This window comes from Lacrimispora xylanolytica (genome assembly GCF_026723765.1).
Lineage (GTDB): Bacteria > Bacillota > Clostridia > Lachnospirales > Lachnospiraceae > Lacrimispora > Lacrimispora xylanolytica.
The window spans coordinates 54,045-65,747 of record NZ_CP113524.1; the positions used below are offsets into that span (position 1 = coordinate 54,045).

12 protein-coding genes are annotated in these 11,703 nt (G+C 44.6%); 3 read left to right on the forward strand and 9 right to left on the reverse strand.

The window, feature by feature from the left end; genetic code table 11:
- Positions 1-33 precede the first annotated feature (33 nt).
- Positions 34-729 carry a TIGR01906 family membrane protein gene (locus OW255_RS00195; RefSeq protein ID WP_268115230.1) on the reverse strand — a complete coding sequence of 232 codons (696 nt, stop codon included), beginning with the start codon at positions 727-729 and terminating at the stop codon, positions 34-36.
- A complete protein-coding gene (locus OW255_RS00200; protein WP_268115231.1) occupies positions 726-1,403 on the reverse strand; it encodes a trimeric intracellular cation channel family protein in 678 nt (225 codons plus the stop codon). The genes OW255_RS00195 and OW255_RS00200 overlap by 4 nt, the downstream gene beginning before the upstream one ends.
- Before the next feature lie 196 nt (positions 1,404-1,599).
- On the opposite strand from OW255_RS00200, the gene OW255_RS00205 reads away from it, so the two are divergent.
- Together OW255_RS00205 and OW255_RS00210 are read left to right on the forward strand one after the other, a co-directional pair.
- On the forward strand, positions 1,600-2,019 hold the full coding sequence (locus OW255_RS00205; RefSeq protein ID WP_268115232.1) for a MarR family winged helix-turn-helix transcriptional regulator: 420 nt from the start codon (positions 1,600-1,602) through the stop codon (positions 2,017-2,019).
- 20 nt (positions 2,020-2,039) lie between these two features.
- Positions 2,040-2,720: a DUF554 domain-containing protein gene (locus OW255_RS00210; RefSeq protein WP_268115233.1), complete on the forward strand. Its 681-nt coding sequence runs from the start codon at positions 2,040-2,042 to the stop codon at positions 2,718-2,720.
- A gap of 71 nt (positions 2,721-2,791) precedes the next feature.
- Here OW255_RS00210 and OW255_RS00215 read toward each other — a convergent pair whose 3' ends face one another.
- Positions 2,792-5,473, reverse strand: a complete 2,682-nt coding sequence (locus OW255_RS00215) for a calcium-translocating P-type ATPase, PMCA-type (RefSeq protein ID WP_326498165.1) — start codon at positions 5,471-5,473, stop codon at positions 2,792-2,794.
- 303 nt (positions 5,474-5,776) lie between these two features.
- On the opposite strand from OW255_RS00215, the gene OW255_RS00220 reads away from it, so the two are divergent.
- Complete coding sequence (locus OW255_RS00220) at positions 5,777-6,424, forward strand: lactate utilization protein (RefSeq protein ID WP_268115234.1); 648 nt, start codon at positions 5,777-5,779, stop codon at positions 6,422-6,424.
- A gap of 92 nt (positions 6,425-6,516) precedes the next feature.
- On the opposite strand, the gene OW255_RS00225 is transcribed toward OW255_RS00220, so the two are convergent.
- The 6 genes from OW255_RS00225 to OW255_RS00250 are packed head-to-tail and all read right to left on the reverse strand — an operon-like array spanning position 6,517 to position 11,696.
- Complete coding sequence (locus OW255_RS00225) at positions 6,517-7,140, reverse strand: V-type ATP synthase subunit D (protein WP_268115235.1); 624 nt, start codon at positions 7,138-7,140, stop codon at positions 6,517-6,519.
- Between the two features lie 11 nt (positions 7,141-7,151).
- On the reverse strand, positions 7,152-8,555 hold the full coding sequence (locus OW255_RS00230; protein WP_024837853.1) for a V-type ATP synthase subunit B: 1,404 nt from the start codon (positions 8,553-8,555) through the stop codon (positions 7,152-7,154).
- Positions 8,556-8,569: 14 nt separating this feature from the next.
- Complete coding sequence (locus OW255_RS00235; protein WP_268115236.1) at positions 8,570-10,336, reverse strand: V-type ATP synthase subunit A; 1,767 nt, start codon at positions 10,334-10,336, stop codon at positions 8,570-8,572.
- Positions 10,329-10,931, reverse strand: a complete 603-nt coding sequence (locus tag OW255_RS00240; RefSeq protein WP_268115237.1) for a V-type ATP synthase subunit E — start codon at positions 10,929-10,931, stop codon at positions 10,329-10,331. The genes OW255_RS00235 and OW255_RS00240 overlap by 8 nt, the downstream gene beginning before the upstream one ends.
- Before the next feature lie 16 nt (positions 10,932-10,947).
- A complete protein-coding gene (locus OW255_RS00245; RefSeq protein ID WP_024837850.1) occupies positions 10,948-11,256 on the reverse strand; it encodes a V-type ATP synthase subunit F in 309 nt (102 codons plus the stop codon).
- Between the two features lie 2 nt (positions 11,257-11,258).
- A complete protein-coding gene (locus OW255_RS00250) occupies positions 11,259-11,696 on the reverse strand; it encodes an ATP synthase subunit C (RefSeq protein WP_024837849.1) in 438 nt (145 codons plus the stop codon).
- Between the last annotated feature and the right edge of the window lie 7 nt (positions 11,697-11,703).

Consider the following 11,703-nt stretch of genomic DNA (forward strand, 5'->3'; position numbering starts at 1 on the left):
ACAGTATAGGTTATTTAGGGTAACAAGTAAAGATTAATCGGCATTTTTCCCGTATTTGTGTATCAAAAATAGACAAATTCCGATAACAAAGAGGATAGACATGAAGAAGATGAAACCAATCAGAAAAACGGTATCACTGAAAAAGCCTTCCGGAACGATATTAATCAGCATGTCCGTGGAAGGGTCCAGCATCCACAGATCATTGTGAAAGAACATCTCATGGAACAGGATAAAGTACCGGTTAAAGTCCGTAGAGATAATGAAAGCCGTGGCAGCGGATCCTAAAAGGAAGAGACCGCTTCCCCAAAGAACGGCCCTTGGAAAGGTATTCTTAAATTTTGTTTTCAATAGAAATAGCAGAGTCAGGCATAAGGCCATGATCATGATACAGCCCCTTCGCATGGCGATTCCGCCAAGAAAAAGACCTCTTACATCTTCCATATGAGCAATTTCTCTGGCATTAAAAAACTCCCGCTCCACGCCTCCCATGGTGGTGGGTACGTGAAGGTTGTCCCGCTTTCCCTTTAGATAAGCCATCATCTGGTCCGTCACATCCAAAAGGTCCTCCATATTCATAGACACTGCTTCTGTTACGTTATATTTGGCATACTCCTTTTGAAAATAGCCGGGAATCCAGTATACCGCAGCTTCCACTGAGGTAAATAAAAGAACGATCATGAGGCAGAAGGAAAAAATAATTCCAAGTGCATATTGTAGCATCCGATTCATGAGTCTTCTCCTTTCCTATCATACATTTTTTTTGTAGCCGTTGGCAGGTTCCAGCAGTATTTTGTAGCTAGCAGGCGGATTAATATAACGGTACAGGCCCCGCAAAGCATGGCTGCATTGCCATTCATATGACCAAGAAGTACCGCATAAAGTATGGCTCCTGCTATGGAAGCACTGGCGTAGATGTGCTTTCTAAGGACATAAGGAGTCTGGCCTGCCATGATATCCCTTAAGATACCTCCTCCAACTCCCGTAATCACCCCTAAAAAGATGATGAGAAAGTGGTATTTTCCATAGCCGGAAAGGATGGCAGTATCAATCCCTACCACAGTAAAGGCACCTAGTCCCACCGCATCAAAAATATTCATGACCTTTTCATAATTCTCTATGGAATGTCCGTCCAGAATCCTTTGATTGAGCCTTACAATAGTAAATAGAATCATTACCGTAAAAAAGGCAAGTAATACATAAATAGGGTCCTTAAATAGGGCGGGAGGTACATTCCCAATGATAATATCCCGTAACATACCGCCGCCTACGGCAGTTGTGACTCCCAGAACAATGACGCCTAATAAGTCCAGCTGCTTTTTTATAGCAACCATGGCACCAGAAGAAGCAAAGGCAATGGTGCCCACCGCTTCCACAAAGAAAAAAAAGGAAAGTTCTACTTTCATGAATACCTCCGCACTTCTTCCGTTATAGAAATTAAGGAAAGTATATGATTTTGAAGGATGTTTGTCAATATGCCCGTTCATGAAAAAGAGACCTTTGCCATGGCTTTTATTCCTTGCTTGACATTTTAGTATATAAGAAATAAAATAGTTAGATGTGAAACAATTAGAAATCTAATTATAAAATGGAGGTGATCATATGGCTGCATTTCATTATCTGCTGATGGCAGGTCATTCCATATATCAAAAAAAGCTGATGGATGCGTTAAAGGATACGGAATTAACCCCAGGGCAGCCGAAGGTCTTAGACTACTTAAAGGATTGTGATGGTTCAACCCAAAAGGAGATTGCGGCTGCCTGCTATCTGGAGGCAGCAACTGTGACAAGTGTTCTAAATGGCATGGAGGCCAAGGGCCTTATTATAAGAAAACGGCTCAATGGCAACCGCCGTTCCTTTCATGTATTTATGACGGAGAAGGGACGTATGCTGCAAAAACAGGTGGAAGAAATCTTCCTTAGAATAGAGGAAGAGACCTTTAAAGAGCTTTCCGAGGAAAAGAGAAAGGAATTTCTTCAGATTTTTTCACAGATTCATGACAACTTGATGACAACACGATGATTGATTAAGGAGATAAAAATATGCCGCAAGGAGTAATTATTAACTGTATGACTGTATTTGTAGGAGGGATACTGGGGGCATTTTTAAAAAGCCATTTCCCAAAGAAGCTATCAGAAGCTCTTCCTAATATTTTTGGCCTTTCGGCCATTTCCATGGGGGTATATTTGATTATCAGGCTGCAAAGTCTGGCTGCAGTTGTTCTGGCAATCATCGTAGGAACCGTTCTTGGTGAGCTGCTTGGACTGGAAGAAAACCTGCTAGCCGGCTTAAAAAAGCTGGAGGGAAAGCTTCCAATGGATATGAGTGAGGAGCAGATGGAAATCATAATCAGTCTTATTATCTTGTTTTGCTTTAGCGGCACCGGGATTTTCGGGACAATGAATTATGCCATGACCGGAGATTATTCTATCCTTTACGCGAAGTCTGTGATGGACTTTTTTACCGCCATTATTTTTGGAACCACAGCCGGTTTTTTAGTTGGATTTATTGCCATTCCCCAATTTGCAATTGGAATGTTATTGTTTTTCGGGGGCACCTATATTCTGCCTTTTACCAGCGACCTCATGATATCTAATTTTAAGGCCTGCGGAGGAATCATTACCCTGGCAGTAGGGCTTAAAATTTCAAATATCAAAAAAACCAGAGTATTAAATATATTACCAGCTCTTATTCTGGTATTTCCCTTTTCTCTACTTCTATAGTTTAGAAAAATTGAAGAATAAAAAGCCAGAGACTGGACTGCCCAAAAGGCAATCCAGTTTCTGGCTTTTCTTTATTTGCGTCGGATCAGCAGTTTTACTACTTCCGATATGATAATAACGCTGAAGCTAAGACCAAATATCTTAAGCCACATGATGATTCCAAGGGGTACCGTTCCAAAAAATGCGCCTGCAAACTGTATGATGAGGATCTGCAAGAGGAAGGTGATGGAGATGACTAAAAGCATAATCCGGTTCTTTAAAATGTGTTTAAAGATGCTGGTAGCATGAAGCTCTCTGCAGTTGAAAGCATTGAATAACTGGAACAATGCAAACAGGGTAAAGAGAACGGTGGTCATTTCCTGATCCGTAGCGCCTAAGAAGTTGAACATATATTGGCATAAGAAAATAACTGAGATATAAAGCCCTGTAAGTCCGATTCTTAAGAACATGGTCTTTGATATAATGTTATCGCTTCTTCCAGTAGGAGGTCGGTTCATAAGATCGTCATAAATCGGCTCAAGACCAAGGGTAAGAGCTGGAGGTCCGTCCATAATGATGTTGATCCATAACAGCTGAAGGGCGGTAAATGGCGCTTTGAACCCTAAGATGATGGAGGTAAACACCACAATAACGGAAGAGACATTAACGGTAAGCTGAAACTGAATGAAACGCTTAAAGTTCTCATAAATACCGCGTCCCCAGGCTATCGCTTTTACGATGGTAGAGAAGGAGTCATCAAGGAGAACGATATCACTGGCTTCTTTTGAGACTTCAGTTCCGGAAATACCCATGGCAATTCCTACGTCCGCATTTTTAAGGGCCGGAGCATCGTTAATTCCATCTCCGGTAACGGCTACTACATTGTTCTGGGATTTTAACAGCTTTACCACACGCATCTTGGTGGAAGGAGTACTTCTTGCAATGACACTGATCTTAGGAAGCATTTGAAGGAGTTCTTCGTCACTAATATCTGCTATTTCACTTGCCTCCACAGCAAGGCGTCCATTATCCAGGATATGAAGCTCATTTGCAATGGCAGTAGCAGTAATAATATTGTCTCCTGTAAGGATCTTTAAATCAACGCCAGCCATGCGGCAATGCTTGACTGCATCGTAAACATCAGCTCGGAGAGGATCGGAGATGGCAACAAATCCGTCAAAGACCATGTCTTTTTCCATGGCATTATGATGGAGCTCGTCTTCATAATCCTTCATTTCCATCAGTTCTTTATGTGCGAAGGCAATGACACGCATCGCCCTTTCCTGGGCCTTTACAATGTAAGCTTCAATTTGAGAACGCTTGTCATCGGAAAGAGAGCACATGGAAAATACGCATTCCGGACTGCCCTTTACGTAGGAGATGATCTTTCCGTCCACCTTACTGATGGTGGTCATATGCTTAAGCTCTGAGGAAAATGGAAAGGCATGAAGAACATCATGATCGGAGCGTTCTTCCTTATAAGATTTTCCGCTTATTTTATGTGCCTTGGAATTCTGGTAAAAGCTTAACATGGCACATTCCGTAGGATTCCCAATAAAGGAGCCGTCAGGGGAAATATCTGCAGTGGTATTCAAACAGATATTGTGTACCAGCCAGTCAGAATGAAGATCCCCGGTCTTTTCCTTCCATTCTCCGTCATAAAAAGCGGAAACAGTCATCTTGTTCTCTGTCAGTGTACCTGTCTTGTCGGAACAGATGACATTGATACAGCCTACGGTTTCAGATGCAATCATCTTTTTAACCAGAGCATTTTGCTTTGAAAGCTTAATGATATTGATGGATAAGGATACCGCTACAATGGTGGGAAGTCCTTCTGGTACGGCGGCTACAATCAGTACAATGCTGGTAACAAAGGCATCAAGAACTGCCTCAAGAGTAAGACCGCCGGAGAGGGAAAAGGAAATAAGCTCGGATACAAATACAATGGCAGCAGCAATGATACCAAGTATGGTAATGGTTTTTCCCAGCCTTGCAAGCTTTTCCTGAAGAGGTGTGCTGGCACGCTCTACATTGGTCAGTTCCCTTGCTATGTTTCCAAATTCTGTGTGGTCTCCAACGGCTGTTACTACCATTTTTCCGTATCCGCTGGTAATATAGTTGCCGGAATAAACCATATTGGCCCGTTCTGCAAGAGGTGTCTTTTCGTCTGGAATCAGAAGCTGTGCGTCTTTTTTTGCTGGCAGGCTTTCTCCAGTCAGTGCTGATTCATCAGAAGCCAGTCCGGAGCTTTGAAGAAGTCTTCCGTCAGCCGGAACCCGGTCGCCGGTAGCTATAAGGACAATATCTCCCACAACGATGTCTTTTTGGCTGAGCAGCACCGTGTTTCCGTCTCTGATGACCTTAATCATGGTGTCATCACTGATTTTTGATAAAGCTTCAAAGGCTTTGGCACTCTTGCCTTCCATAATGACCGTAATCAATACGGAAAGGAAGATGGCGGCAAAGATTCCCAGACACTCTAAAAAGTCTGCCTCTGAGCCGGTAGTGGCTCTTATGATGTTTACAATAAGGGCAATGACACCAGCCATAATGAGCATAAGAATCATTGGCTCGCTGGCGGCTTCTGCAATTCGCTTTAACAAAGATTCAGGCTTTTCCTTTGTCAGCGTATTGCTTCCGTATCGTTCCCTCTGAGCTTCCACCTGTCCGGTGCCTAGACCGACTGACCCGTCGGTGCTTAATCGCTCCAGTAAATCACGTGTGTTCTCCTGAAATTCTTTCAATGCAGTTCTCTCCTTAATTTGTTTATATATAACAAAAACTCATGCATAGACCAGCTACGCATGAGTCAAAAAAAATAGACCATGTATAGCCCAGTGCTATACATGAGTCTCGTTTATTAAGACAAGCCAGACCGTAAAACGGCCAGTATGTTGACTTGGCACGCAGATAAACTGCGCAAACTACTCCCTCAAGTGTTTTACTATCATACCATAAACGGATAATTTTTGTCAACAGTCAAGGGACAGGTTCCTTTTATTCTTTTCTTTGCTTCTATTCTATGTTAAATTATAGGAAATAAGAAAATAACACCGTACAGCTAATAGGAGGCAACTATGAATGGTAATACTACGAAGGACAATCAAGATAATCCAGAGCTGAAAGCAGCAATGGAATCTCTTAAAAAACATCGTATTGGCGCATACTTTGCAGCGGATAAAGAAGAGCTGTTCACGCTTTTAAATACATTTATTCCTGATCATACCACAGTAGGCTGCGGAGATTCTGTTACCTTAGAAGAACTTGGAGTACTTGATGAGCTTAGAAGACGAGATCTTGTATTCTTAGATAAATATGAGCCATCGCTGACAAAAGAAAAAAAGCGGGAACTATATCGAAAAAATTTCTTGGCTGATACGTTTATAACCGGAACCAATGCAGTTACCATGGATGGAAAGCTGTTTAATATAGACGGCAACGGCAGCCGGGTGGCACCCATGCTTTATGGGCCGGATCAGGTCCTTGTGGTAGTGGGCACTAATAAGCTGGTAAAAGACACGGAGGAAGCCATTAAGCGAACCAGACAGATTGCAGCCACATTAGATGCCAAACGGCTGAATAAGGGAACCCCGTGTACTGTCTTGGACCGCTGCATTGATTGCAGTCATAAAAACAGGATATGCAATGATTTTGTTTTGATCGCGGGGCAGTTCACAGAGGAGAGAATCAAGGTCATCTTTGTGGAAGGGGAGTATGGATATTAGGAAAAGAGAGTTTGAGAGCGGAAAAAAGATTTCGTATAGAAGGATAAAAATGCGTCTTGAAATGGCTGTTAGCCGGATCAAGACGCATTCTTTTAATTTCCGCTTTTTTTCGTTCGTTTAATCACCTTAAGCCTTGTAAATTCCTCCCTGTCTTTTTCCTCCAGGGAGTTTGATATGCTTTTTGTCAGTGATTCGTAGCGGGGGATGGTAATATTTTTCAGTGCATTTGCCCGTTTCTGGGTTCGCTTGATGCTGTTTGCCAGACGGTAAGCGGAGTTTTCCACGGAAGAGAGCTTTAAGGTCAGCTCCTTCACCTTTTCAAACTTAGAGCGGGCTTCATCAAGGGATTCCCTGGTGCTGTAGTAGGCATAGGTCAGATTTAAGGGCCTGCCTTCGTGTTCCACAAGAGGAATCTCTGTTCCCATAATGCTTCTGGTCTTAATGCGAACGGTGTCATCCACAGGAACAGCCATGGCAATGTCCTTCACGTAATCAATTCCCAGCTCGATGTTCGCCTTTTGCAGTGCTTTATAGGCGGAGGTAAAGGTCACGTCGATTTCAGACTGAATTCCCCTTGCCTCGTCGATCAGCTCCATCAGCTCTTTGATCAGGATATTCCGCTTTTTATCCATCAACTCATAGCCCTGTCTGGCCAGAGCGAGAGAGTTTTTAGCTAGAATTAGATTTCCCTTGGTGGGAAATGTATTGGGATTCATGAAATTCCCTCCTATTCATTCAAAGCTTCCGGGGCAGTTTCCTTGTAATATTGATCCAGGACCTTTGTATCCACACGGTCTAACTCTCCGCGAGGAAGAAGTCCTAAAAGCTCCCAGCCAATGGTAAGAGTCTCTAATATGTTTCGGTTGGTGTGGTCACCCTGTCCCACAAAGCGGTTTTCAAACTCCTTACCAAAGATCAGATATTTTTTATCAATGGGAGAGAGTTCATCTTCACCAATAACGGAAGCCAGCGCTCTTGCGTCTCCAACCTTTGCATAGCAGGAGAAGAGCTGGTTTGCCACGCCCTGATGGTCGGCTCTTGTAAAGCCTTCTCCGATTCCATCCTTCATCAGACGGCTTAAAGAGGGCAGTACGTTAATGGGTGGATATACGGACTGGCCGTAAAGGCTGCGGTCGAGAACAATCTGTCCCTCCGTTATATATCCGGTTAAGTCGGGAATGGGGTGAGTGATATCATCGTTTGGCATGGTTAGGATTGGAATCTGTGTAACTGATCCATGTCTTCCCTTTACAATGCCTGCTCTCTCGTAAATCGATGCAAGATCACTGTATAGATAGCCTGGATACCCTTTTCTGGAAGGAATCTCACCTTTTGAGGAAGAGACCTCACGGAGGGCTTCTGCATAAGCGGTCATATCTGTCAAAATAACAAGAATATGCATGCCTCGTTCAAAAGCCAGATACTCTGCAAGCGTCAAAGCCACCTTTGGAGTAATGAGACGCTCCACCACAGGGTCATTGGCCAGGTTGATGAACATGGCAACGTGGTCGGAAACACCGCTCTCCTCAAAGGTTCTGCGGAAGAAATCAGCCACGTCGTATTTTACACCCATAGCCGCAAAAACGACTGCGAATTTTTCGCTGGAATCCGCATCATCACCTAAGGATGCCTGCTGAACGATCTGAGCCGCCAGTTCATCGTGGGGAAGACCATTACCGGAGAAAATCGGAAGCTTCTGCCCCCGGATTAAGGTCATCAGTCCATCAATGGCCGAGATTCCGGTACGGATATAGTCTCTGGGATATTCTCGGGTTACGGGATTTAAAGGCTTTCCATTGATATCAAGTAAATGGTCGGAGCCGATATCACCAAGTCCGTCGATGGGAACGCCGATTCCATTAAAGGTACGTCCAAGCATATCTTCGGATACGGAAAGCTCCATCGGCCTTCCCGTAAGCCGGGTGTGTACATTTCTTAGTGCCAGTCCATCGGTGCCCTCAAATACCTGAATGATGGCCTTATCCTCATATACCTCAATAATTCTTCCAAGCTTTTTTGTCTTGCCGGCCACGGTCATTTCCACAATTTCATCAAAAGCAGCATTCTGGACGCCTTCCAATACGACCAGGGGGCCGTTGATGGCACTTAAGCCTAAATATTCGATTGCCATAATCTGCCTCCTTTCTAAGCGTTTCGTTCAATGACGGAATCATAAAAGGCATCAACCTGCTTTTTATAGTCATCAAATAAATCCAGCCGGTCATTGGGGACGTCGTATTTTAAGGAAATAATCTTATCGAAAATGGGATCCTCCCTTAATACAGACATAGGCATTCCCATGGAGATCAGGGAACGTGATTTCTTATATAGATACAGGATTAAATCCATCATTAAAAACTGTTTTTCCATGGGGACACAGGTATCCTCTTTATGAAATGCGTTTTGCTGAAGGAAACCAATGCGGATGACCTTTGCTATTTCAAGAATCAGCTTTTGGTCATCGGGCAGCATATCTCCGCCGATGAGCTTTACGATTTCCATCAGGCTGCTTTCCTGAGTCAGTATGAATACGAGACGGTTTCTGTAGTCCACAAATCGTTTATCCACGTAGTCCACGTACCATGGGGCTAAATCGGTTAAATATTCTGAATAGCTGCTAAGCCAGTGAATGGCAGGGAAATGGCGTTCGTTTGCAAGGTTACGGTCAAGGCCCCAGAAGCAGCGGACGAAACGCTTGGTGTTCTGGGTGACAGGCTCAGAGAAGTCGCCGCCCTGTGGGGAAACTGCTCCGATGATGGTAACAGAACCTTCCGTGCCGTTTAAGTTCTGAATCATGCCGGCTCTTTCATAAAAGGCAGATAAGCGGGAAGCCAGGTAAGCCGGGAAGCCCTCCTCAGCTGGCATTTCCTCAAGACGTCCGGATAACTCTCTGAGCGCCTCGGCCCAACGAGAGGTGGAATCCGCCATAATGGCAACATGGTATCCCATATCTCTATAATATTCTGCCAGGGTAAGACCGGAGTAAAGGCTGGCCTCTCTGGCGGCCACGGGCATATTGGAGGTATTGGCAATGAGCGTGGTACGGTCCATTAGTGGATTGCCGGAACGGGGATCCACTAGCTCTGAGAACTCCTCCAGAACCTGAGTCATCTCATTGCCGCGCTCGCCGCAGCCGATATAGATGATGATATCCGCGTCAGACCATTTGGCGATCTGGTGCTGAGTCATAGTCTTACCGGTTCCAAATCCACCAGGAATACAGGCAGTGCCTCCCTTTGCCAGAGGGAAGAGAGTATCAATGATTCTCTGTCCGGTAATCAGGGGCTTGGCAGCAGGGTAACGCTTTAGAGTTGGCCTTGGAATCCGGATAGGCCATTTCTGGGTCATGGTAAGTTCCTTTACGGTCCCGTCTGCCAGCTTAAGGGTAAGAATTGGCTGGTCAATGGTGTAGGAACCATCTGGGACCACGCTCTCTACAAAGCCCTCCATATCCGGTGGAATCATGACCTTATGGGTAATGGCCGGAGTTTCCGGTACCTCTGCAATAATAGAGCCAGGGAAAAGATGATCCCCCCTCTTAACGGTGATATGAGTATCCCACAGCTTCTTCGTATCAAGGGAATCGACCTGAATCCCCCGGTCAATATATGGGCCGCCTGTTTTGGCGATTTCCCTTAAGGGACGTTCAATTCCGTCAAATATGTTATTTAAGATACCAGGGGCCAGGGTAACGGACACAGGAAGTCCGGTTGAAATGACGGCTTCTCCCGGTTTTAATCCGCTGGTTTCCTCGTATACCTGAATGGTGGTCCGCCGGTCCGTAAGGCCGATGATCTCGCCCACCAGATGGTCTTTTCCTACGTAAACCATTTCATTCATTTTAAACCCGGTATCACCCTTTAAATAGATGACAGGGCCGTTGATACCGGAGATTTTACCTGTACTAGTCATTGGCCTCACCTCCCATAATATCCTTTATATCAAAGCGGAAGTCACGCTTCGCTTCGGAAAGCTTGGTCTGGAACGAATTATCGATTAAAATATGTCTTGATGGGATAACGGCCCGGATACCGCCCATAAAGGAGTATTCACTCACTAAAAGCTCCGCACTTTGGGGAATGCTTAAATCCTTAAGCTTTTCCTCATCCTGAGGATCAATGTAGATTGTGATAAAGTCTTTATCAGCCAGCTCTAAGGCTTTTCGCGCCTGATTATTTAGTAGCGCTTTATATTCCGGGGTCTTCCTATATTCTGTGAGCCGGTCTAAAAGTTCCTGAAACAGCTTTTCCTTTAGTTCGTCCTGCTTCTTTCCGAATTCCCGTCTGATATTAATCTGTTCCAGTGACAGCTTTTTGTTGGTTTCCCGCTCGATCTGCTTTTTCTCCAATTCCACCTGCTGTTCGGCCCGCCGGATGGCGTTTTGCTGATGCTCTGTAAAGGCCTCTTCCAGAGCGGCAGTATATTCATCAAGCATCTTCGCACTTCGGGATCTGGCATCTTCCATACAAAACTCCAGAAAATGCTGTAGTTTTTCCTCAGTTGTCAAGATGACCACCTCTTTCTTATAGTTTTAATCCGATAGCTTGGTTTACATAATCTGTGATAAAGTTGGGCTTGCGGCCGGTACCGTGGCGGTCAGGAATTTCAATGATCAGAGGCAGTTTCCGGTTTAATTTCACATCGTCAATGATGTCAGGAAACTCCCTGCCGAATTTTTCCGTCAGGAGTATGATCCCGATTTCCTTATCGGCCAGTACTTTATCCAGTTCATTTTTAAGCTCAGCTTTTTCATGTACGACAGCTCCTTCCACTCCTGCCAGCCGCATGCCGGCCCAGGTGTCTAAGTTGTCGCTGATTAAGTACATTTTCATGATTAAAGCTTTCCAAGGATCATGAAGGAAATGATCAGACCGTAAAGACAAACACCTTCGGCAAGACCTACGAAGATGAGTGATTTACCTAAAATAGTACTGTCTTCGCTGATGGCACCAAGTGCAGCACTGGCTGCAGCAGATACGGCAATACCACCACCCACACAGGCAAGACCAGTAGAAAGGGCAGCAGCCAGATAACCCATGCCAGCAACACCGGCAGTGGCTCCTGTGGCAGCAGCGGCTGCGGAAGCTTCCGCCTGGCCCTGGAACATTAAAACACTGGAAACGATGAGAGTGCCGAAGAATAAGAGTACATTGACGGATAATGCTGTTTTATAGCGTCCTTTTGTTTTTTCACCCATGGCGAATACAAAGAGGGGAAGAGCGATGCTTAAGGTTAATGCAATAGCTAAGGTAATTTTTACTAATATAGACATAATAGGT

Excerpts from the sequence above, each read along its gene's own strand:
- OW255_RS00195 (WP_268115230.1), bottom strand. The coding sequence starts at position 729 with ATGAATCGGATGCTACAATATGCACTTGGAATTATTTTTTCCTTCTGC.
- OW255_RS00200 (WP_268115231.1), bottom strand. The coding sequence starts at position 1,403 with ATGAAAGTAGAACTTTCCTTTTTTTTCTTTGTGGAAGCGGTGGGCACC.
- OW255_RS00205 (WP_268115232.1), top strand. The coding sequence starts at position 1,600 with ATGGCTGCATTTCATTATCTGCTGATGGCAGGTCATTCCATATATCAA.
- OW255_RS00210 (WP_268115233.1), top strand. The coding sequence starts at position 2,040 with ATGCCGCAAGGAGTAATTATTAACTGTATGACTGTATTTGTAGGAGGG.
- OW255_RS00220 (WP_268115234.1), top strand. The coding sequence starts at position 5,777 with ATGAATGGTAATACTACGAAGGACAATCAAGATAATCCAGAGCTGAAA.
- OW255_RS00225 (WP_268115235.1), bottom strand. The coding sequence starts at position 7,140 with ATGAATCCCAATACATTTCCCACCAAGGGAAATCTAATTCTAGCTAAA.
- OW255_RS00230 (WP_024837853.1), bottom strand. The coding sequence starts at position 8,555 with ATGGCAATCGAATATTTAGGCTTAAGTGCCATCAACGGCCCCCTGGTC.
- OW255_RS00235 (WP_268115236.1), bottom strand. The coding sequence starts at position 10,336 with ATGACTAGTACAGGTAAAATCTCCGGTATCAACGGCCCTGTCATCTAT.
- OW255_RS00245 (WP_024837850.1), bottom strand. The coding sequence starts at position 11,256 with ATGAAAATGTACTTAATCAGCGACAACTTAGACACCTGGGCCGGCATG.
- OW255_RS00250 (WP_024837849.1), bottom strand. The coding sequence starts at position 11,696 with ATGTCTATATTAGTAAAAATTACCTTAGCTATTGCATTAACCTTAAGC.